Below are 20,476 nucleotides of genomic sequence, written 5' to 3'. Positions count from 1 at the left end.
CTCACCCCTCCCTCAGGGCGGTATATAGCCGTCGCAGCTCCGGGTCCATCATCGCCTCCAGCACCGTACGGAAGCCCGCGACCGCCTCGGGCCCAGCCTTGCGATAGGCCGCGCGCATCTGCGCCCGCTGCGCTTCGGACAGTTGTGTCTCAAGCGCAGCGCCGTCTTCGGTCAGGTAGAGGTGACGTTCACGCTTGTCGGCCTTGCCGACCCGGCTTTCCACCAGCCCATCGTCGATCAGCGTCCGCAGCACCCGGTTCAAGGACTGCTTGGTCACGCCAAGGATCGCCAGCAGGCGGTTCACGTTCATCCCCGGCGACCGGCTGATGAAATGCAACGCCCGGTGATGCGCCCGGCCATAGGAAATCCCTTCGAGGATCTGGTCAGGCGCCGCCGTAAACCCCCGGTACGCAAAGAACATTCCCTCGATCCCCTGCCGCAGCTGTTCGTCGGTCAGAAACAGAAGGCTCTCGCCTGTGTGGGTGTCGCTCATTCTTTCCCCCGGCGGTCAGGATCACGTTTCCGGCCACATTACGTCAGCCTTGTTGACATTCCAAGGACCAACTGTTAGCGAGTCGGCAGTTTAGGCGCAACAAAATGTCCAGATCGGCCATTTCAAGCGCAACAAATGGAAAGGTGAGGAAGATGGAAGGCGCTTACGACGATCGCGACGGCAAGATCTGGATGGACGGCAAACTGGTCGAATGGCGGGATGCCAACGTCCACCTGCTGACCCACGGCCTGCACTACGCGTCCTCCGTGTTCGAAGGCGAACGCTGCTACAACGGCAAGATCTTCAAGGGCGTGCAGCATTCCGAACGGCTGAAGAAATCCGCCCAGTGGCTGGATTTCGAGATCCCCTACACGGTCGAGGAAATCGAAGCCGCGAAATACTCCATGCTGGAAGCCAACGGCTGGACCGACGCCTATGTGCGCGCGGTCGCCTGGCGCGGTGCCGGGGAAGACATGGGGGTCAGCGCCCGCCGCAACCCCGTCCGCCTGGCCATCGCAGGCTGGGAATGGGGCAACTACTACGGCGACGCCAAGATGAAGGGTGCCAAGCTCGACATCGCGAAATGGAAGCGCCCCTCGCCCGAGACCATCCCCGTGCACGCCAAGGCCGCCGGTCTTTACATGATCTGCACCATGTCCAAGCACGAGGCCGAGGCCAAGGGCTGCTCGGACGCGCTCTTCATGGATTACCGCGGCTACGTGGCCGAAGCGACCGGCGCCAACATCTTCTTCGTCAAGGACGGCGAAGTGCACACGCCCAAGCCTGACTGCTTCCTCAACGGGCTGACCCGCCAGACGGTGATCGGCATGCTGGAAGACAAGCAGATCAAGGTCCACGAACGCCACATCATGCCGGAAGAGCTGGAAAGCTTCGAACAGTGCTGGCTGACCGGCACCGCGGCCGAGGTCACCCCCGTCGGCCAGATCGGCACCTACAACTTCGAAGTGGGCGCGCTGGCCAAGGACATGGTCCAAAGCTACGAAAAGCTGGTGCGGGAATAACCTGCACCCGCCACACCGACTAAGCGAAAGGCGCGGGAGACCCCCGCGCCTTTTCCGTATCATCTGCGGCGACTGCTCAGCCTACGCTGATCTCGACATCCACATTTCCGCGCACGGCGTTGGAATAGGGGCAGACCGCATGGGCGGCGTCAGCCAGCGCCTGCACCACGTCCCGTTCCAGCCCCGGCGCCGTCACCTTCAACGCAACGGTCAGGCCAAAGCCCCCGGCCTCGGTCTTGCCGATGCCAACAGTGGCGGCAACGGTCGTGCCTTCGGGCAGCTTGCCGACAGACTTGTCCTGCCGGGCCACCAGCCCAAGCGCGCTTGAAAAACAGCTGGCATAGCCGGCCGCGAACAGCTGTTCGGGGTTGTGGCCCGCACCGCTGCCGCCAAGTTCCTTGGGCATGGCAAGATCCAGCACCAGCGCGCCATCAGCGGCCGTGACCTTGCCGTCGCGACCACCGGTTGCGGTGGCTTCGGTGGAATAGAGGGGGGTGATGGACATGGGGTTCTCCTTTTAATCGCTCACGTTTATATCGTGTACGATATATTTGGTCCGCAGGCGCCCTGGTCAACCCTTGCGATCATATCGCGCACGATTTATTTTCGACAGATGGACGACACACCTCTCGGCACCCAGGACCTGATCTGCTTCGCGCTCTATTCCGCGAACAATGCGATGAACCGGCTGTACCGCCCGCTTCTGGCGCAGCTGGGCCTGACCTATCCGCAGTATCTTGTGCTGGTGTCGCTATGGGATCGGGACGGCAAGACCGTCGGCCAGCTTGGCGCCGAACTGGGGCTGGAATCGAACACGCTGACCCCCCTGCTCAAACGCATGGCCGAGGCTGGGCTGGTCACCCGCACCCGCGCAGATGCCGACGAACGGGTCGTGGTGATCGCGCTGACCGACAAGGCGAACGGGCTGAAAGCCGAGGTCGCGGACCTAGCCGCCTGCGTGTTCGAGGCAACGGGCCTGACGCTGAAGGATGCCCGCCGCCTGCGCGATCAGGTCTTTGCCCTGCGGGACGCGATCGAACATCGCGATACGCGCGCGGACTGACCCACCCCCAAAAACGACACCGCCCGGTGAGGACACCGGGCGGGACTGATGTTGGGATGGCAAGGCCGATCAGCCGGGCGACATGCCCCGCAGCCGTTCGCTCCGCCGCCGCAGCAGTTCGACCGTCGCCAGCAGCATGATCGAAATCACCACGAGGATCGTCGCCACCGCCAGGATCGTCGGAGAGATCTGTTCACGCAGGCCGATGAACATCTGCCAGGGCAGCGTCTTCTGCGCGGCCGAGCCGACGAACAGCACCACGACCACCTCGTCGAACGAGGTGATGAATGCGAACAGGCCCCCGGAAATCACGCCCGGCAGGATCAGCGGCATCTGCACCCGGAAGAAGGTCGTCACCGGGTCCGCCCCCATGTTCGCCGCAGCGCGGGTCAGCGACCGGTCGAACCCGACCAGGGTCGCCGTCACGGTGATGATGACGAAGGGAATGCCCAGCACCGCGTGCGCCAGGATCACCTTGATGTAGCCGACCAGGCTTTTCGACATGCCGACCGTCTCTTCCAGGAAGTTGCCGAGCGTCGAGTAGAAGAAGAACATCCCCGTGGCCGAGATGATCAGCGGCACGATCATCGGAGAGATCAGGATCGCCATGATCGCGCGACGGCCCGGCACGTGGCTTTGCGACAGGCCGATCGCCGCCAGCGTACCCAGGGACACCGACAGGATGGTCGCGATCGGCGCGATGACCAGCGAATTCTTCAGCGCCAGCTGCCAGTCCGAGGTCTCGAAGAAGTCCCGGTAATGCTTCAGCGAATAGCCTTCGGGATCCAGCCGCAGCATCTCGGGCGTGAAGGTGAAGAAGTCCTCGGCATTGAACGACAGCGGCATCACGACAAGGATCGGCGTGATCAGGAAGATGAAGATCGCCCCGCAGATGAACAGGAAGAAATTCCACCACAGCGTCTGCCCCGGCGTCGCGTAGATCGGCACGTCATCGCGATAGGCCCCGCGCCCGATCCAGTAGGCGAACCACGAGATGATCGCGCCGATGATCACGCCCCCGACGGCACCGCCCAGCCCTCCGAACAGGAAGCCGATCACCGCAAAGCCGATGATCACCACCCAACGGCCCGTGGCCTTGGACGGCACCATGGTGTTCAGGACGTATCCAAGCACGGCCCCGATCACGGTGCCCAGCAGCAACCCGATCCACGGGGATCCGACGACATTTCCTGTCAGGAAGCCAAGGATCAGACCCAGCCCGGCCACCATGGGCAGGGTGAAGGTCATCATGTTGGGCGTACCCTTTTCGACGGTAAGTTCGCTCATCTCTCTTACCCCAGCTTCACGTTGTCGATGCCGACGATCCGGTCGTAGGCCCAGTAAAGCACCAGCACGACCACCAGCAGGATGGTCCCCAGTGCCGCCGCCAGACCCCAGTTGAGCGACGACGAAATATGATAGGCGATCCGGTTCGAAATGAACGTGCCCGTGTTACCGCCGACGATTTCCGGCGTGATGTAATAGCCGATGGCCAGGATGAAGACGAGGATCGACCCCGCCCCGATGCCCGGCACCGACTGCGGGAAATAGACCCGCCAGAAGGCCGTCCAGTTGGTCGCGCCCAGGGATTTCGCCGCGCGCAGGTAGCTGGGCGGGATGGTCTGCATCACCGAATACATCGGCAGGATCATGAACGGCAGCAGGATGTGCGTCATCGCGACGATCGTGCCGAACTGGTTGTTGATCATGGTCAGGCGCGCGTCATCCGCCACCAGCCCCAGCCAGACCAGCACGTCGTTCACCACGCCCTGTTGCTGCAGCATGACCTTCCAGGCAGATGTCCGCACCAGAAGCGATGTCCAGAAGGGCAGCAGCACCAGGATCATCAGCAGGTTCGCGACCCGCATCGGCAGGTTCGCCAGCAGCCAGGCCACCGGATACCCCAGAAGGATGCACGACCCTGTGATGACCAGCGACATGAACAGCGTCCGCTTGAACAGCACGCCATAGATCTGCTGGTTCTCGGGGCGCGATTCCAAACCCTCGGGCGTCACCTGCATGTCCGCCGCATTGGCGAAATAGCCCGGTGTCACGCGCGGGGAATAAAGCTGGATGGTCTTCCAGACCTCCGGGTCCAGCCAGTCCTCGTCGGCATCGGCGAATTGGTCACGCAGCGACACGGTCTCGAATTCGCCCACGGCCGCCGCGGCGGCGCGCAGCCGTTCCGAGGCTCCGGTGACCTCGGCCCCCTGGCTCAGTTCGTAGTGAAGCGCGGTGTAGACGAAATCCGGCACGTCCTCTTCCAGGACGGCATCGCCTTCCTCGACGTTGAACTCTTTCCAGCGCGCCCAGGCGTCGGCGGTCAGCGGCAGCTCATCGGCGGCCGGGCCGTCCAGCATGGCGGCGAAGGTCTGCGGTGCCTCCCATTCGGGGTTCAGCGCGACGAACTGGTCAGCGTAGATGTCGGTGTCGAACCGATCGACCCGGCGCCCGGTCTTGCGGAACAGCGACGACACGCCGGTCAGCTCATAGTTCAGACGCGTGCCCAGCCGGGTGTGCTCCTTGCGCTCGGCGGCGAACCACATGTCGACGTAGAAGGCCGTCCAGACGTCGTCGCCCGGCAGCTCCTGCGCGTCATGGTCCCAGTCGCCCAGCACCTCGACCGTGGCGGGCAGCGTGTCGGCGACGATGTCATTCTTTACCGACCGCAACAGCATGTCCCCGATCGGGATCACGAAGGTGACCAGCACGAAGATCAGCAGTGGCGCGATCAGCATCAGCGCGCGCAGTTTCTGGCGACGCAGAGCGCGGGCCAGGGATTTCTTCAGCGGCGTGCCGTCCGCGGCCAGCATCGGGCCTGCATTTGTCTCGGCCATGTCAGACCCCCTCCACGAGGATGATGTCACTTTGGGCGGTGGCGTGACGGATCTTCACCACCTCCTGGTATGCGTCGGAATGATAGGCGCGCTTGGCGTCCTCGAAGCTGGGGAATTCGATGACCACGTGGCGGTCCTTCATCGGACCTTCGGGCGCTTCCGAGGCTCCGCCGCGAACGATGAATCGTCCGCCGTAGCCTTCGAGGATGGGCGTATCCCGTTCCACGTATTCCTTGTAGGCCTCAGGGTCTGTCACCGTGATATGGCCAATGATGTAGCCTTTCGGCATGGATCGTCCCCGTTGTCTGCCGCGTTGTCGCGGTCGTTATAGGTGTGGTCCGGCGACAGGGCCGCCGGACCGGTAGGGCGGGGGGTCACCCCGCCGCTACGACCTTATTGTGCCAGCCAGGCCTGGAACTTCGCGTCGATGTCGTCGCGATAGTCAGCCCAGAACTCGTAGTTGTAGAGGAACGTGTTCGTGGCGTTGTTCGGATCGGTCGGCATGTGCGGCGCCATGTCGATCCCCAGTTCGGCGTGCTGGCCGACCAGCGGTGCGGAAGACGCACGTGCCGGACCGTAGGAGATGTACTTGGCCTGGTCCGCCAGACGCTGCGTGTCGGTCGCGAACTTCACGAAGTCCTTGACACGGGCCAGACGCTCTTCGCTCAGACCGGCGGGAATGATCCAGCCGTCAAGGTCGAACACCTGCGCGTCCCACAGCATGGCAACCGGCTGGTCCTGCTCTTCGATGACCGAGAACAGACGCCCGTTGTAGGTCGACCCCATGACGATTTCGCCATCGGCCAGCAGCTGCGGCGTGTCGGCACCGGCGGACCACCAGATCACGTCGTCCTTGATGGTGTCGAGCTTGGCCAGAGCGCGGTCCTGACCTTCTGCGGTCTCAAGCACGTCATAGACTTCGTCCTTCGCGACACCGTCGCAAAGCAGGGCCCATTCCATGTTGTTGATCGGACGCTTTTCCAGCGCGCGCTTGCCCGGGTAGGTTTCGGTGTCGAACACCGCGCAGACCGAGGTCGGCGGCGTGTCACCGACCATGTCGGTGCGGTAGCCGAAGGTGGTCGAATAGACGATCTGCGGAATGAAGCAGTCAGACACGAGCAGGTCGCCGAAGTCGTCGGACGCCTTGGAGCCGTCGTCGCCGTCGGCCAGCACTTCGTCCGCGTCGATTTCCATCGCCAGGCCTTCGTCGCACAGGCGGATGGCGTCGGATGCCACCACGTCAACGAGGTCCCAGGTGATGTTGCCGGCTTCGTTCATCGCGCGCAGTTTCGCCACGGCTTCGGCCGAGGATTCGTCCCACACCACGTTCACGCCTTCGTTCGCGGCCTGGTAGGGCTCGACATAGGCTTTCTGCTGCGACGACTGGTAGGCACCGCCCCAGGACACGAGCGTCATGTCGGATGCCATGTGGCTTTCGGCAAAGGCTGCGCCTGCGGCAACCGTCAGCGCAGTCGAAGCCAGAAGGGTCTTGGTCAGTTTCATACTGGTCTCCCTGTATTTATCCCGTTTCGGGTTTGCTTAGCCCTGCGCCACGGGTCGGACGCATAGGCTACCGTGATCGGCGCCAAGGGGCACCGAAACTCGATCTCAGGCGTCCAGCGCGCGGCAGTCTTCGGGCATCCACCCGATCTCGATCTGCTCGCCGGGCTTCAGACGCCGCTGGTCGGGGGCATTCCGTGTCTTGATCACGAAATCCTCGCGACCCGCCACGCGCAGACGCGTGCGGAAAATATCGCCCATGTAAATGAATTCCAGAACCTCGGCCTTCAGCGTATGGGCATCGGGGTTCAGCCGGTCGCGGTTCATCTCCACCCGCTCGGGTCGGATCGACACCAGCGTCTTCTCGCCAGGCTGCGACACGTTCACCGGCTTGGCGTCGATGATCGACCCGTCTTCCAGCTTGACGGTGCAATGATCGCCACGGATCTCCTGCACCACGCCGTCCAGCGTGTTGTTCTCGCCGATGAACTGCGCGACGAAACTGTTCTGCGGGCTTTCATACAGCTGATCCGGCGGCGCCAGCTGCTGGATCCGCCCGTCGTTGAACACCGCCACCCGGTCCGACATGGTCAGCGCCTCGGTCTGGTCGTGCGTCACGTAGACCGTGGTGATGCCCAGGTCATGGGCAATGCGGGTGATTTCGAACTGCATGTGTTCGCGCAGCTGCTTGTCCAGCGCGCCAAGCGGTTCGTCCATCAGCACCAGTTCAGGCTCGAACACCAGCGCCCGCGCCAGGGCGATCCGCTGCTGCTGGCCGCCCGAAAGCTGCGCCGGACGCCGCCCACCGAACTCGCCCATCTGGACCATGTCCAGCGCGCGTTTCACCTTGGCTTCGCGATCCGACTTGCCCATCCGCCGGACTTCCAGCGGGAAGGCAAGGTTCTCGGCCACCGTCATGTGCGGAAACAGCGCGTAGTTCTGGAAGACCATGCCGATCCCGCGCTTGTGCGGCGGGATATTGTTGATCGGCCGGCCGTCCAGCTTGATCTCGCCGTGCGTCGCGGTTTCGAACCCCGCAAGCATCATGAGGCAGGTGGTCTTGCCCGATCCGGACGGTCCCAGCATGGTCAGGAACTCGCCCTTCGGCAGGCTCAGGTTGAGGTCTTTGACGACGAGCGTCTCGCCATCATAGCTCTTCTGGACGCGTTCGAATTCAACGAACGCGTCAGCGCTTTGTGTGTCAGCCAAAACTGGCTCCCCGTTGTCGTGCCGCGGCTTTTGCCGCTGTTCTTCCTCCAGTAAAGACCGCGCACATGCGGCCTTGCAACCGGAACACGGCACTTTTTTCGCGTTTTGCGACTTATTTCTGCGCCGTGCAGGGCCTTAGCTAGCCCGACGGCGCAGAAAGTCACGTCAGCCAAGAACCTCTTTCACGGCCTTGGCCGTCTTCTCGGCCACTTCCGCGGCCTCCGACTCGCTCAGGCAGAAGGGCGGTGCAAAGCCCAGGATGTCGCCCTGCGGCATCGCCCGGCCGATCACGCCCTGTTCCAGCAGCGCGGCCGCAACCCGGGGCCCGACTTTCTCGGACGGATCAAAGAAATCGCCCGCCTCGACGTCCTTCTGGAATTCGACCGCCGCGATCATGCCTTCGCCGCGCACTTCGGCGACATGGGCGTGCCCGCCGACCGCATCCTGCAGCATGGCGTTGAACTGACCACCGACACGTCCGGCAGCCTCGACCAGATTCAGCTCGTCGATCAGCCGCAGGTTCGCGACACCCGCCGCCGCCCCGATCGGATGCGCCGAATAGGTCCAGCCATGGCCGATCGGCCCGTTCTCGTCGGTGCCCTGTTCCAGCACCTTCCACATCTTCTCGCCCACGATCGATCCCGAAAGCGGCGCATAGGCCGAGGTCAGGCCCTTCGCGATGGTGATCAGATCGGGCCGCATCCCATAGTGATCCGACCCGAACATCGTGCCCAACCGGCCAAACCCGGTGACGACCTCGTCCGCGATCAGCAGGATGTCGTGCTTGTCCAGCACCGCCTGGATCGCCGGCCAATAGCCTGCGGGCGGCGGAACGATCCCCCCGGTGCCCATCAGCGGCTCGCCGATGAAGGCCGCGATCGTGTCCGCGCCCTCGCGCTCGATCAGCGCCTCAAGCTCGGCCACCAGGTGCGCGACGAAAGCCTCCTCGCTCATGCCCTTGTTGGGGCGGCGCAGGTAATAGGGTGCCTCGGTGTGCACCACCTGCGCCAGCGGCAGGTCGAATTTCTTGTGAAACAGCTCAAGCCCGGTCAGTGACCCGGTCATCAGGCCCGACCCATGATAGCCGCGCCAGCGCGAGATGATCTTCTTCTTTTCCGGCCGACCAAGGATGTTGTTGTAGTACCAGACCAGCTTCACGTTGGTCTCGTTCGCGTCCGACCCGCCCAGGCCAAAGTAGACCTTGCTCATGTTGGCGGGCGCGCGCTCCAGCACCATATGCGCCAGCGTGATCGAAGCCTCGGTGCCATGCCCGACATAGGCGTGGTAATAGGCCAGCTCCTTCGCCTGCTCGGCGATGGCATCCGCGATCTCGGGGCGACCATACCCGACGTTGACGCAGTAAAGCCCGGCAAAGGCATCCAGCAGCTTCGTGCCGTCGCGGTCCTCGATATGACACCCGCTCGCGGTGCGGATCACCCGGTTCGCCGCCTCGCCGCGCGCATGTTGCGCAAGGTGGGTCGAGGGGTGAAAGAAGGCCTCGCGATCCCATTGATCCAGTTGGTCGTTCCGCAGCATTTCCGGCTCCTTTCGCTTCATCTTGCCCGAAATACTCCCGCCGGAGGCACGCTTGCCATGGCGGGATTTCGGTCAATTCTTGCCCCAACACCTCGCATTCCAGCGCCGGGACTGCAACTCACCCGCCCCGAACCGCCCGCATCCCTTGACGTGGACGACCCGCGATGGTCGGGTTCGGACAACCGCTGCCCCGGCATACGGGCCAGTATGCAGCGAATCGAAAGGCCCCCGCATGATCCCCAAGACCATCCCCTTCTCTGCCGCCGAATATGACCGCCGCCTTCAGAAGACCCGCGCCGCGATGGAGAAAGCGGGGATCGAGGTGCTTTGCGTCACCGACCCGTCGAACATGGCCTGGCTGACGGGCTATGACGGGTGGAGCTTTTATGTCCATCAGGGCGTCGTCGTCTTCCTGGACGCCGAACCCTGGTGGTGGGGCCGGTCGCAGGACCGCAACGGGGCCATCCGCACGGTGTGGATGGAGGACAGCCGCTGCTATGGTTATGCCGACAACTTCGTCCAGTCGACGGAACGCCACCCGATGGAGGACCTGGCCGCCCAGCTGCGTGCCATGGGTGTCGCGACCTCCCGCATCGGGGTCGAGATGGAGAATTACTACTACACCGCAAAGGCCCACGCGGTGCTGACCCACGAACTGCCCGACGCGACCTTCATCGACGGCACCGCGCTGGTGAACTGGTGCCGCACCGTGAAATCGGCCGAGGAACTTGCCTTCATGCGAAAGGCCGCGCGGATCTCCGAAAAGATCGTCGACGGCTGGCTCGACCGGGTCGAACCGGGCGTGGCCAAGAACGCCGTGGTGGCCGAGATCATGCGCGACGCGATCCTCGGCGTGGATGACGCATGGGGCGATTACGCCGCCATCGTGCCGCTGCTGCCCTCGGGCACCGACGCCGCCGCCCCGCACCTGACCTGGGATGGTCGCCCCTTCCAGGAAGGCGAAGCGACGTTCTTCGAGATCTCCGGCTGTTACCGCCGCTATCACATCCCCTTCTGCCGCACCGTCTTTCTTGGCGAACCGCCGGAGCTCTTCAAACACGCCGAGGCCGCGCTGGTCGAAGGGCTGGAGGCCGGTCTGGAAATGGCCCGCCCCGGCAACCGCGCCTGTGACGTGGCCAACGCCCTTGCCGCGCCGCTCGAGGCCGCCGGGATCACCCGGGGCGCCCGCTGCGGCTATCCGATCGGCCTCAGCTATCCGCCCGACTGGGGCGAACGCACGATTTCGCTGCGGGCCGAGGACGAGACGATCCTTGAGCCTGACATGACCTTCCACTTCATGCCCGGCCTCTGGATGGCGAACTGGGGGCTCGAGATCACCGAATCCATCCGCATCACCGACGACGGCCCCGCCGAATGCTTCTGCGACCGCCCGCGCGAGATGTTCGTGAAGAAATGACCGACCTGAAGACCACGACGGACCTGCTGGGCGACCTGATCGCCCTGCCCACCATCTCGGCCGACAGCAACCTGGAAATGATCGCCCTGCTGGCCAACCGGCTGGGCGATCTGGGCGCGCATATCGACATCCAGACCGACGCGACCGGCACCAAGGCCAACCTGCTGGCCCGCATCGGACCCGAGGAACCCGGCGGCATCATGCTGTCCGGCCACACCGATGTGGTCCCGGTCGAGGATCAGGACTGGAGCTCGGACCCGTTTGCCATGCGCGAAGCCGACGGGCTTCTTTATGGCCGTGGCACCTGCGACATGAAGGGCTTCATCGCCGCCTGTGTCGCCATGGCCCCCCGCTTTGCCGATCAGGACCTACGCCGCCCGGTCACCTTTGCCTTCACCCACGACGAAGAGGTCGGCTGTCTTGGCGCGCGCAACCTGCAGGACATCCTGCGCAACAGCGACACGCGGCCCAGCCTCGCCATCATCGGTGAACCGACCGAAATGCGGATCATCGAAGGGCACAAAGGCTGCTGCGAATACACCACCCGCTTCACCGGGCTGGAAGGGCACGGCTCGCGGCCCGAACTGGGGGTGAACGCCGTCGAATACGCCACGCGCTATATCACTCGGCTTCTCGACCTGCGCGATGCGCTGCGCCACCGCGCCCCGCCGGGATCGCTCTTCGAACCGCCCTGGACTACGATCAACGTCGGCCGTCTGCACGGGGGCCATGTGCACAACGTCATCCCCGGACTGGCCGAGGTCGATTGGGAAATGCGCCCCGTTGCCGACGCCGACCAGACCTTCGTGAAAGAGGAAATGGCCCGCTACGTGGCGGACACGCTGCTGCCCGCGATGCGCCGGGTCGACCCCGACGCCGACATCGTGACCGAGGTGATCGGAGAGGTCGCGGGGCTGGAGCCGATGGAGCCCAATGCCGCCCGCGATCTCGTGGCGCGCCTGACCGGATCGAACGGCACCGACCTCGTGTCCTTCAGCACCGAGGCGGGGCTCTTCCAGCAGCTGGGCATGTCGGCGGTCATCTGCGGCCCGGGGTCCATCGCGCAGGCGCACAAGCCCGACGAATTCATCGCGCTGGACCAGATGGCGCAATGCCTGACGATGCTGGACCGGCTGGCGGATCAGATCGCGGCATAGACACGCGACGCGAGCCGTGCATCGCCGGGTCGCGGCAGGGCGATGCAACCGATCGATAGCAGCGCTTTATCCTGGCCAAGGTAGCACACCGATCGAGCGGGACCGCCAATGGCTGCCAATCGCCGTGCCGGGGGGCGGCCCGGCGATGCACGGCGGGGCATGCGCCCCTTGGCTCCGTGCGAGTACGACCCTCAGGGCAACGCAATCTCACCCACGACCGCAACGATGCCTTCGGCGAACAGCCCTGCGAGGACCGGCAGGATCAGGCTCGACCCCATGCGCAGGGCGATGAACTTCCAGCCCATGATCGGGGCCTCGTAGGCCAGCATCCGGTGCATCGCGAAGACCGACCAGCCCGCCACCAGCGCCACCATCTGCGGCACCCCCGCGCCTGCGTGCATGAAGACGATCGCAATCGGAAAGGAGGTCATCGGCCCGCCCGGCAGCAACCCTCCGACCAGCGCGGCGGTGATGATCCCCGCAAGCCCCGAGGTCGGGCCGATCAGCCGCGTCATCTGTTCGACCGGGATAATGTGGATCAGGAAGGACGCGGTCAGCAAGGCCAGCGGCAGCCGCAGCGACAGGGTCTTGGCGATGCCAAGCGCCGACACGCCGCCCTCTTTCAAGCCGACGACGCCCTCGCGCCGCCAGACCATCACCGCCAGCACGATGACCGCCAGCCAGACAAGGATCAGCGGTCCGTTCATTCCGCCCGCCCCGCAGGATCATCCAGCCGGAAGGCCGACCACCGCCCCAGCCGCCTTGCGATCAGACCTGCGATCACCGGCAAGGGCAGGCAGACCACGAACCGCAACATGGTGAACTCAACACCCAGCAGGGGCAGTTCCCAGACGATCAGCCGGTTGAACCCCAGAAGCGACCAGGCCGAGATGAAGGCGATCAGCGCGCCGGCATCCGCCCCGGCGATCCACAGCGCATAGACCATCGGGAAAGAGGTGAACGGCCCGCCCGGCGTCAGCAGCCCGGCGAGCGACGCCAGAAGAAGGCCGGTCATCCCCGACGACCCGCCCAGCCAGCGCGCCACTTTCTCGCGGCTGACCAGTCGCGTGACCAGCCCGCCGATCAGCAGACCCGCCGCCAGCTGTGGCAGCACCACCAGCAGCAGCGTTCCGGCCCGTTCGACCGACTCCCAGACCGCACCGCCGCCGAAACGGGCATAGGTGATGCCGCCGGTGATGGCGGCCAGGGCGGCAAAGACGATATCTGTTCTGGCGATCTTCATGGCTGTCCGTCATGGCCCGGGGATAGGCCCCGCCATGGTCCGGCCAACCTGTCAAAGCCCGGGGCGGAATTCAATGACTCAGTCATGCAATTCCGCAGGGCGACATCCCCTTCCCGGTCACGGGCCCGGTCACGGGCCCGCATCCGGGAAGGGGCAAGGGTATCTAGAGGATCAGGCCGACGCCCAAAGCCCGGCGTCCTTCACCGCCTTCATGCCCTCGTCCAGCGACTGCACGGCGCGGTCGATCAGCACGTCGATCTCACCCTTCGAGATCACCAGCGGCGGAGAGATGATCATCCGGTCGCCCACGTGCCGCATCACCAGGTTGTTGGCGAAACACCGTTCCCGCACCATGTAGCCGACGGTGCCGGCATCGGCTGCAAAGGCCGCCCGCGCGCCCTTGTCGGGGGTCAGGGCGATGGATCCCATCATGCCGACGATCTTGGCCTCACCGACCATCGGGTGATCGACCAGCGCCTCGAACTTCTCTTTCAGATAGGGGCCCGTCTCTTCGCGGACGCGATCGACGATCTTTTCCTCTTCCAGGATCCGCAGGTTTTCCAGCGCCACGGCCGAGGCCACGGGATGCCCGGAATAGGTGTAGCCGTGGTTGAATTCGGTCGCGCCGATCACCGCCGCGATCTCGTCCGACACGATCGACCCGCCGATCGGCTGATAGCCCGACGACAGGCCCTTGGCGATGGTCATGATGTCGGGCGTCAGGTCCAGCGTCTGCGACCCGAACCACTGGCCCGTCCGGCCAAACCCGCAGATCACCTCGTCCGCGATGAACAGGATGTCCCGCTCGCGGCAGATGCGCATGACCTCGGGCCAGTAGGTTTCGGGCGCGACGATCACGCCACCCGCACCCTGCACGGGTTCCGCGATGAAGGCCGCGACATTGTCTTCGCCCAGCTCGTCGATCTTGCGCTCAAGCTGGCGGGCGCGTTCCAGCCCGAAGTCTTCAGGGGACATGTCGCCGCCCTCGGCCCACCAGTTGGGCTGGTCGATATGTTCGATGCCGGGGATCGGCAGACCGCCCTGCGCATGAATGCCCTTCATCCCGCCAAGCGACCCGGACCCGACGGACGACCCGTGATAGGCGTTCCAGCGCGAAATCACGATCTGCTTGTTGGGCTTGCCCTTTTCGGCCCAGTAGGTGCGCACCATCCGCAGGTTGGTGTCGTTCGCCTCGGACCCGGACCCGGCAAAGAACACGTGGTTCAGGTTGCCCGGCGCCAGTTCGGCCAGCTTCGCCGACAGGGCGATGACCGGCACATGCGAGGTCTTGAAGAAGGTGTTGTAGTAGGGCAGCTCGCGCATCTGGCGCGCCGCGACTTCGGCCAGCTCGTCCCGGCCGTATCCGATGTTGACGCACCACAGGCCCGCCATCGCATCCAGGATTTCCTCGCCTTCGCTGTCTCGCAGCATCACCCCCTTGGCCGAGGTGATGATCCGCACGCCCGATTGCGCCAGATCGTCCTGAGTCGAGAAGGGGTGCATGTGATACGCAGCATCCAGCGCCTGCAATTCGGCGGTCGGAAGGTGGTTGGTGATCTGCTGCATGAAAATCTCCCGTTTTGCGATTTGCGGCGACGCTACGCCCGGAAACCGGAAAACGCCATATTGCCAGATGTCGAATTTGTTGATTGGATCGGCCCCCGAGGACGCTACCTCTTTGACGTCCAAGGGAGATCAAAATGACAAAATCACTCATCGCGCTGACCGCCGCCATGACCCTCGCCACCGGGGCCATCGCGGAAGAGGTGCATGTCTACAACTGGTCCGACTACATCGACGAAGAACTTCTGACGAAATTCGAGGAAGAAACCGGCATCGATCTGGTCTACGACGTCTTCGACAGCAACGAACTGCTGGAAACCAAGATGCTGGCAGGCGGGTCGGGCTATGACGTCGTCGTGCCGACCGGCACCTTCCTGCAGCGCCAGATCATGGCCGGGTCGTTCCAGCCGCTCGACAAGTCGAAGCTGCCGAACCTGGAAAACATGTGGGACGTGATCCAGAAGCGGACCGACACCTACGATCCGAACGGCGATTATTCGATCAACTACATGTGGGGCACCACCGGCATCGGCGCCAACGTCGGCAAGGTGAAGGAGATCCTGGGCGACGACGCACCGCTGAATTCGCTGGCACTGATCTTCGATCCGGCCATCGCCGAAAAGCTGTCGTCCTGCGGCATCCACCTGCTTGATGCCCCGACCGAGGTCATCCCCGCCGCGCTGACCTACGCCGGCTGGGAAGGCGGCCCGGACGATCACTCGCCCGAGGCGCTCGCCAAGGCAGAAGAGGTCGTCGCGGCCGTTCGCCCCTACATCCAGAAGTTCCACTCGTCGGAATACATCAACGCGCTGGCCAACGGCGACATCTGCGTCGCGCTCGGCTGGTCCGGTGACGTGCTGCAGGCCCGCGACCGCGCGGCCGAGGCCGACAACGGCGTGGAAATCACCTACGAAGTGCCATCGGAAGGTGCACTGATGTGGTTCGACCAGATGGCGATCCCCGTCGACGCCCCGAACCCCGAGGCCGCGCATACCTTCCTGAACTTCATCATGGATGCGCAGAACATGGCGGCGGCGTCGAACTACGTCTACTACGCCAACGGCAACAAGGCCTCGCAGGATCACCTGATCGAGGACGTGATCGGCGACACGGCGATCTACCCGGACGCGGCGACGCTCGACAACCTCTACACCGTCACGCCGTTCGACGTTAAGGATCAGCGGAACCTCACCCGCAGCTGGACCAAGATCAAGTCCGGCACCTGATCCGATCCGACGACAAGACCGGCCCGCGCGACCAACCGCGCGGGCCAATTCCAGACCCGAGTCCCCATGCCCCAAACTGTCTTCGCCCCCTGGGACGATCCCGCCGAAAAACCTCTGATCCAGTTCAAGGGGGTGACCAAGAGGTTCGGCGACTTCACCGCCATCGACAACATCGACCTCGACATCTACGCACGCGAATTCTTTGCCCTTCTCGGCCCCTCGGGCTGCGGCAAGACCACGCTGATGCGGATGCTTGCGGGGTTCGAGACCCCGACCGAAGGCAAGATCCTTCTGTCCGGCCAGGATATCGGCCCCGTGCCGCCCAACCAGCGCGCCGTGAACATGATGTTCCAAAGCTATGCGCTGTTCCCGCACCTGACGATCTGGGACAACATCGCCTTCGGCCTGCGCCGCGAAGGCCGCGACAAGGCGGCGATCGAGGCCCGCGTCGAAGAGATGCTGAAGCTGACCCGCCTGGCCAAGTTCGCCAAGCGCAAGCCGCACCAGATTTCCGGCGGCCAGCGCCAGCGCGTCGCGCTGGCCCGCAGCCTCGCCAAGGCCCCGAAACTCCTCCTCCTCGACGAACCGCTCGGCGCGCTCGACAGGAAACTGCGCGAGGAAACGCAGTTCGAACTGATGGACATCCAGGAAAAGACCGGCACCACCTTCGTCATCGTCACCCACGACCAGGAAGAGGCGATGACCGTCGCCTCCCGCGTGGCGGTGATGGACGAGGGCAAGCTGATGCAGGTCTCGACCCCCGACGCGATCTACGAGGCGCCCAGTTCGGTCTACGTCGCGGATTTCATCGGCGACGTGAACATCATCGAGGGCAAGGCACACCAGACCGGCACCAAACTGCAGATCGACTGGGCCGAAGGCCAGCCGGCGCTGTCGGCCACCACCACCAAGAACTTCGACCTGGGCCAGACCTGCTACATGGCGATCCGGCCCGAAAAGATCGCCATCTCGGCCGACCGCCCTTCCGGGGCCAACGTCCTGCAGGGCGAAATCCTCGACATTGCCTATCTCGGCAACATCTCGACCTATCACGTCAAACTGCCGACCGGTCACGTGATCAAGGCCCAGCAGGCCAACACCCGCCGCATCTCGCGCCGGGAATTTACCTGGGAAGACAAGGTCTGGATCAGCTGGACCGACACCGCCGCCGTGGTGTTGGCGCAATGATCGGGCCGACCACAGGACCCCGGAGGCCGCGATGCGCCGCCTGATCCTCATCGCCATTCCCTACCTCTGGCTGCTTGCGCTGTTCCTGATCCCCTTCCTGATCGTGGTGAAGATCAGCCTCTCCGACACCGCGCTGGCCCGGCCCCCATATTTCCCGCAGCTGGATCTCGCGACCGGCTGGCAGGGCTTCGTCGATTTCCTGCGCGAGCTGGATTTTGAAAACTTCACCTTCCTCACCACCGACGACCTCTACTGGAAGGCCTACCTCTCCTCGCTCAAGATCGCGCTGATCTCGACCGCCCTGACGCTGCTGGTGGGCTTCCCCATCGCCTATGCCATGGCCCGCGCACCCGAGGAATGGCGCCCCACGCTAATGATGCTGGTGATCCTGCCCTTCTGGACCTCCTTCCTGATCCGCGTCTATTCGTGGATGGGAATCCTCAGCCAGGGCGGTCTGCTGAACTCATTCCTGCTCTGGCTCGGACTGATCAGCGAACCGCTGACGATCCTGAACACCGACACCGCCGTCTACATCGGCATCGTCTACACCTACCTGCCCTTCATGATCCTGCCGGTCTACGCCGCGCTGGAAAAACTCGACGGCTCCCTGCTCGAGGCCGCCGAGGACCTGGGCTGTTCGCGCACCTCGGCCTTCTGGCTGATCACCGTGCCGCTGTCGAAACAGGGCGTGATCGCGGGCTGTTTCCTGGTCTTCATCCCCGCCATGGGCGAATTCGTGATCCCCTCGCTTCTGGGCGGATCGCAGACTCTGATGATCGGCAAGGTCCTGTACGAGGAGTTCTTCTCGAACCGCGACTGGCCCGTGGCCTCGGCCGTGGCCGTTGTCCTGCTGCTGATCCTGATCATCCCGATCGTGCTGTTCCAGCGCAACGAACAGAAACAGCGGGAGTCCGAAGGATGAGACGTCTTTCCGGTTTCAACGTGGTCTCCCTGACCCTGGGGTTCACCTTCCTCTACCTGCCCATGGTCATCCTGGTGATCTATTCGTTCAACGAATCCAAACTGGTGACCGTCTGGGCCGGCTTTTCGACCAAGTGGTACGGAGAGCTGATGCGCAACGAGGCCTTCCTCGACGCCGCATTGGTGACCCTCAAGGTCGCGGTGATGACCTCGACACTTGCCACGATCCTCGGCACCTGTGCCGCCTACGTTCTGGTGCGCATCCACCGCTTTCCCGGCCGCACGCTTTTCGCCGGCATGACCTATGCCCCGCTGGTGATGCCCGACGTGATCCTGGGCCTGTCGCTGCTGTTGCTCTTCATCGGCATCGGGCTGGATCGCGGCGTGCTGACCATCGTGCTGGCCCATACGACCTTTGCGATGTGCTATGTCTCGGTCGTCGTGACCTCGCGCCTCGTGGCCTTCGACGAAAGCCTCGAAGAGGCCGCGCTCGACCTCGGCGCCACCCAGTGGGAAACCTTCCGCCTGATCACCCTGCCCATCATCGCGCCCGCCGTGATCTCGGGCTGGCTGCTGTCCTTCACCCTGTCGCTGGATGACCTGGTGATCGCCTCGTTCACCGCGGGCCCGTCCTCGACCACCCTGCCGATGAAGATCTTCTCGGCCGTGCGGCTGGGCGTCTCGCCGGAAATCAACGCGCTGTCGACCATCATGATCGCGCTGGTGACCGTCGGCGTCATCACCGCCTCGCTCATGTCGAAAAGCGCCGCGATCCGGAAGGCCAAGGACGAAAAGGCCGCCGCCCGCGCGTGACCTGGCGCGCCTAACCTAAGGGGCCGGTCGATCCGGCCCCGCACCCCGCCGCCAGGCCATTTCGCCCAAAAAATCGGCACCCCGACCCCCTGACACAATCTGATGCCTTGAATGAGGGCAACCCCGCCCCTGCCTTGACTTGCACACAGGTCCGGGTTCCCACTGGTATCCGGACACCCGTCGGCCCGGGCCGACTCGCCTTCTCAAGACAGGTCACGCGACATGAAACACACCCTCTCCCTCTCTGCCCTGGCGCTGGCCGCCACGGCCGCCACAGCCCAGGCCGAAACGCTCGTCGTCTCCTGGTGGGGCTACAACGGCGAAAAGCTCAACGCGAACATCGTCGAACCCTTCAAGGCAATGTGCGGCTGCGACATCGTCTTTGAAACCGGCAACAACTCGGACCGCCTGGGCAAGCTGACCGCGCGCGGCGGCAAGGGCGTCGACGTGATCTTCCTGACCGACAGCTACAGCCAGGTCGGCATCGAAAACGGCGTCTTCCAGGAATTCGACCGCTCCAAGCTGTCCAACATCGGCGACCTCTACGACATCGCCCAGGACCCGCAGGGCGGCTATGGCCCGGCCTATACCGTGGGGCGCATCGGCATCGTCTACGACAGCGCCAAGCTTGAACCGATCACCTCCTGGGGCGACCTGTGGCGCGAAGACCTGGCCGGCCAGATCTCCCTGCCGAACATCACCACCACCGCAGGCCCGATGTTCGTCGTGCAGGCGGGCAAGCAGGCCGGTGTGAACGCCTATGAAGACGCCGACGCCACCTTCGCCAAGATCGAAGAGATCAAGCCGAACACGGTCAAGAACTACAACACCGGCTCCGAAATGGTGAACCTCGCCTCGACCGGCGAAATCACCGTGACGATGACGCAGGACTTCACCCTGCGCTCGCTGAAAGAAGCCGTGCCGACCATGACCTGGGCCAAGCTTGAAGACGGCGACATCGCCGTGCTCAACACGCTCAACATCCCCACGGGCGCCGAAAACGTCGACCTGGCCTACAAGTTCATCGACTTCGTCCTGTCCAAGGACGTGCAGCAGATCCAGGCCGAACAGGGCGTCGACGCGCCGATCAACAAGACGGTCGAACTGTCGGCCGAAGACGCGGCCAACTGGACCTACGGCCAGGACCAGATCGACGCGCTCAACACCATGGACTACGCCAAGATGAACACGGCCAAGACCGACTGGATCGACCGCTGGAACGAAATCTTCGGCATGTAAGCGACCCGGGGGCGCGGCCCGCCTGCGCCCCCACCCCCGGCTTCATCTT

Annotated in this window: 20 protein-coding genes; 9 read left to right on the top strand and 11 right to left on the bottom strand. The window is 64.1% G+C overall.

The features are described 5' to 3' along the window. Position 1: 1 nt before the first annotated feature. Positions 2 to 493, bottom strand: coding sequence for a MarR family winged helix-turn-helix transcriptional regulator (locus tag E4S58_RS09950; RefSeq protein WP_136636258.1), 492 nt, complete (start codon positions 491 to 493; stop codon positions 2 to 4). Between the two features lie 152 nt (positions 494 to 645). Between E4S58_RS09950 and E4S58_RS09945 the strand changes: the two genes are divergently transcribed. Next, positions 646 to 1,515, top strand: a complete 870-nt coding sequence (locus E4S58_RS09945) for a branched-chain amino acid aminotransferase (protein WP_136636257.1) — start codon at positions 646 to 648, stop codon at positions 1,513 to 1,515. Between the two features lie 76 nt (positions 1,516 to 1,591). Here E4S58_RS09945 and E4S58_RS09940 read toward each other — a convergent pair whose 3' ends face one another. Next, positions 1,592 to 2,020 carry an organic hydroperoxide resistance protein gene (locus E4S58_RS09940; RefSeq protein ID WP_136636256.1) on the bottom strand — a complete coding sequence of 143 codons (429 nt, stop codon included), beginning with the start codon at positions 2,018 to 2,020 and terminating at the stop codon, positions 1,592 to 1,594. Positions 2,021 to 2,128: 108 nt separating this feature from the next. Between E4S58_RS09940 and E4S58_RS09935 the strand changes: the two genes are divergently transcribed. After that, entirely contained in the window at positions 2,129 to 2,578 is a 450-nt protein-coding gene (locus E4S58_RS09935) for a MarR family winged helix-turn-helix transcriptional regulator (RefSeq protein ID WP_136636255.1), read from the top strand. Between the two features lie 69 nt (positions 2,579 to 2,647). Here the strand turns inward: E4S58_RS09935 and E4S58_RS09930 are convergent, their stop codons facing one another. The 6 genes from E4S58_RS09930 to E4S58_RS09905 form a co-directional block, all read right to left on the bottom strand. Continuing rightward, positions 2,648 to 3,865, bottom strand: coding sequence for an ABC transporter permease (locus E4S58_RS09930; RefSeq protein WP_136636254.1), 1,218 nt, complete (start codon positions 3,863 to 3,865; stop codon positions 2,648 to 2,650). Between the two features lie 5 nt (positions 3,866 to 3,870). After that, a complete protein-coding gene (locus E4S58_RS09925; RefSeq protein ID WP_136636253.1) occupies positions 3,871 to 5,415 on the bottom strand; it encodes an ABC transporter permease in 1,545 nt (514 codons plus the stop codon). A gap of 1 nt (position 5,416) precedes the next feature. After that, complete coding sequence (locus tag E4S58_RS09920; protein WP_136636252.1) at positions 5,417 to 5,704, bottom strand: DUF1330 domain-containing protein; 288 nt, start codon at positions 5,702 to 5,704, stop codon at positions 5,417 to 5,419. A gap of 104 nt (positions 5,705 to 5,808) precedes the next feature. Next, positions 5,809 to 6,918, bottom strand: coding sequence for an extracellular solute-binding protein (locus E4S58_RS09915; RefSeq protein ID WP_136636251.1), 1,110 nt, complete (start codon positions 6,916 to 6,918; stop codon positions 5,809 to 5,811). A gap of 105 nt (positions 6,919 to 7,023) precedes the next feature. Further along, on the bottom strand, positions 7,024 to 8,124 hold the full coding sequence (locus tag E4S58_RS09910; RefSeq protein WP_136636250.1) for an ABC transporter ATP-binding protein: 1,101 nt from the start codon (positions 8,122 to 8,124) through the stop codon (positions 7,024 to 7,026). A gap of 165 nt (positions 8,125 to 8,289) precedes the next feature. After that, positions 8,290 to 9,660, bottom strand: a complete 1,371-nt coding sequence (locus tag E4S58_RS09905; protein ID WP_136636249.1) for an aspartate aminotransferase family protein — start codon at positions 9,658 to 9,660, stop codon at positions 8,290 to 8,292. Positions 9,661 to 9,892: 232 nt separating this feature from the next. Between E4S58_RS09905 and E4S58_RS09900 the strand changes: the two genes are divergently transcribed. After that, entirely contained in the window at positions 9,893 to 11,077 is a 1,185-nt protein-coding gene (locus tag E4S58_RS09900; RefSeq protein WP_136636248.1) for a M24 family metallopeptidase, read from the top strand. After that, positions 11,074 to 12,234, top strand: coding sequence for an acetylornithine deacetylase (argE, locus tag E4S58_RS09895; protein ID WP_136636247.1), 1,161 nt, complete (start codon positions 11,074 to 11,076; stop codon positions 12,232 to 12,234). The genes E4S58_RS09900 and argE overlap by 4 nt, the downstream gene beginning before the upstream one ends. A gap of 191 nt (positions 12,235 to 12,425) precedes the next feature. Here argE and E4S58_RS09890 read toward each other — a convergent pair whose 3' ends face one another. From E4S58_RS09890 to E4S58_RS09880, 3 genes are all read right to left on the bottom strand, one after another. Continuing rightward, on the bottom strand, positions 12,426 to 12,941 hold the full coding sequence (locus E4S58_RS09890; protein ID WP_136636246.1) for a hypothetical protein: 516 nt from the start codon (positions 12,939 to 12,941) through the stop codon (positions 12,426 to 12,428). Beyond that, positions 12,938 to 13,477, bottom strand: coding sequence for a permease (locus E4S58_RS09885; protein WP_136636245.1), 540 nt, complete (start codon positions 13,475 to 13,477; stop codon positions 12,938 to 12,940). The genes E4S58_RS09890 and E4S58_RS09885 overlap by 4 nt, the downstream gene beginning before the upstream one ends. Before the next feature lie 171 nt (positions 13,478 to 13,648). Continuing rightward, positions 13,649 to 15,043 (bottom strand): aspartate aminotransferase family protein, encoded by a 1,395-nt coding sequence (locus tag E4S58_RS09880; protein WP_136636244.1) that lies wholly within the window; start codon positions 15,041 to 15,043, stop codon positions 13,649 to 13,651. A gap of 134 nt (positions 15,044 to 15,177) precedes the next feature. Between E4S58_RS09880 and E4S58_RS09875 the strand changes: the two genes are divergently transcribed. The 5 genes from E4S58_RS09875 to E4S58_RS09855 all read left to right on the top strand — a co-directional run bounded on the left by E4S58_RS09875 (position 15,178) and on the right by E4S58_RS09855 (position 20,427). Then, the gene (locus E4S58_RS09875) at positions 15,178 to 16,266 is read left to right on the top strand and encodes a polyamine ABC transporter substrate-binding protein (RefSeq protein ID WP_136636243.1); all 1,089 of its coding nucleotides are present in this window, start codon (positions 15,178 to 15,180) and stop codon (positions 16,264 to 16,266) included. A gap of 66 nt (positions 16,267 to 16,332) precedes the next feature. Next, positions 16,333 to 17,454: an ABC transporter ATP-binding protein gene (locus E4S58_RS09870; protein ID WP_136636242.1), complete on the top strand. Its 1,122-nt coding sequence runs from the start codon at positions 16,333 to 16,335 to the stop codon at positions 17,452 to 17,454. Between the two features lie 31 nt (positions 17,455 to 17,485). Continuing rightward, on the top strand, positions 17,486 to 18,376 hold the full coding sequence (locus E4S58_RS09865) for an ABC transporter permease subunit (RefSeq protein ID WP_136636241.1): 891 nt from the start codon (positions 17,486 to 17,488) through the stop codon (positions 18,374 to 18,376). After that, positions 18,373 to 19,188, top strand: coding sequence for an ABC transporter permease (locus E4S58_RS09860; protein WP_136636240.1), 816 nt, complete (start codon positions 18,373 to 18,375; stop codon positions 19,186 to 19,188). Before E4S58_RS09865 ends, E4S58_RS09860 begins: the two co-directional genes overlap by 4 nt. A gap of 222 nt (positions 19,189 to 19,410) precedes the next feature. Next, complete coding sequence (locus tag E4S58_RS09855; RefSeq protein ID WP_136636239.1) at positions 19,411 to 20,427, top strand: polyamine ABC transporter substrate-binding protein; 1,017 nt, start codon at positions 19,411 to 19,413, stop codon at positions 20,425 to 20,427. Positions 20,428 to 20,476: the final 49 nt, after the last annotated feature.

The sequence above is a fragment of the Pseudooceanicola onchidii genome (assembly GCF_004959925.1).
Classification (GTDB): Bacteria; Pseudomonadota; Alphaproteobacteria; order Rhodobacterales; family Rhodobacteraceae; genus Pseudooceanicola; species Pseudooceanicola onchidii.
The sequence above is the reverse complement of the archived record's forward strand: the minus strand, read 5'-3'. Positions and strand labels throughout refer to the sequence as shown.

Excerpts from the sequence above, each read along its gene's own strand:
- E4S58_RS09950 (WP_136636258.1), bottom strand. The coding sequence starts at position 493 with ATGAGCGACACCCACACAGGCGAGAGCCTTCTGTTTCTGACCGACGAA.
- E4S58_RS09945 (WP_136636257.1), top strand. The coding sequence starts at position 646 with ATGGAAGGCGCTTACGACGATCGCGACGGCAAGATCTGGATGGACGGC.
- E4S58_RS09940 (WP_136636256.1), bottom strand. The coding sequence starts at position 2,020 with ATGTCCATCACCCCCCTCTATTCCACCGAAGCCACCGCAACCGGTGGT.
- E4S58_RS09935 (WP_136636255.1), top strand. The coding sequence starts at position 2,129 with ATGGACGACACACCTCTCGGCACCCAGGACCTGATCTGCTTCGCGCTC.
- E4S58_RS09930 (WP_136636254.1), bottom strand. The coding sequence starts at position 3,865 with ATGAGCGAACTTACCGTCGAAAAGGGTACGCCCAACATGATGACCTTC.
- E4S58_RS09925 (WP_136636253.1), bottom strand. The coding sequence starts at position 5,415 with ATGGCCGAGACAAATGCAGGCCCGATGCTGGCCGCGGACGGCACGCCG.
- E4S58_RS09920 (WP_136636252.1), bottom strand. The coding sequence starts at position 5,704 with ATGCCGAAAGGCTACATCATTGGCCATATCACGGTGACAGACCCTGAG.
- E4S58_RS09915 (WP_136636251.1), bottom strand. The coding sequence starts at position 6,918 with ATGAAACTGACCAAGACCCTTCTGGCTTCGACTGCGCTGACGGTTGCC.
- E4S58_RS09905 (WP_136636249.1), bottom strand. The coding sequence starts at position 9,660 with ATGCTGCGGAACGACCAACTGGATCAATGGGATCGCGAGGCCTTCTTT.
- E4S58_RS09900 (WP_136636248.1), top strand. The coding sequence starts at position 9,893 with ATGATCCCCAAGACCATCCCCTTCTCTGCCGCCGAATATGACCGCCGC.
- argE (WP_136636247.1), top strand. The coding sequence starts at position 11,074 with ATGACCGACCTGAAGACCACGACGGACCTGCTGGGCGACCTGATCGCC.
- E4S58_RS09890 (WP_136636246.1), bottom strand. The coding sequence starts at position 12,941 with ATGAACGGACCGCTGATCCTTGTCTGGCTGGCGGTCATCGTGCTGGCG.
- E4S58_RS09885 (WP_136636245.1), bottom strand. The coding sequence starts at position 13,477 with ATGAAGATCGCCAGAACAGATATCGTCTTTGCCGCCCTGGCCGCCATC.
- E4S58_RS09880 (WP_136636244.1), bottom strand. The coding sequence starts at position 15,043 with ATGCAGCAGATCACCAACCACCTTCCGACCGCCGAATTGCAGGCGCTG.
- E4S58_RS09875 (WP_136636243.1), top strand. The coding sequence starts at position 15,178 with ATGACAAAATCACTCATCGCGCTGACCGCCGCCATGACCCTCGCCACC.
- E4S58_RS09870 (WP_136636242.1), top strand. The coding sequence starts at position 16,333 with ATGCCCCAAACTGTCTTCGCCCCCTGGGACGATCCCGCCGAAAAACCT.
- E4S58_RS09865 (WP_136636241.1), top strand. The coding sequence starts at position 17,486 with ATGCGCCGCCTGATCCTCATCGCCATTCCCTACCTCTGGCTGCTTGCG.
- E4S58_RS09860 (WP_136636240.1), top strand. The coding sequence starts at position 18,373 with ATGAGACGTCTTTCCGGTTTCAACGTGGTCTCCCTGACCCTGGGGTTC.
- E4S58_RS09855 (WP_136636239.1), top strand. The coding sequence starts at position 19,411 with ATGAAACACACCCTCTCCCTCTCTGCCCTGGCGCTGGCCGCCACGGCC.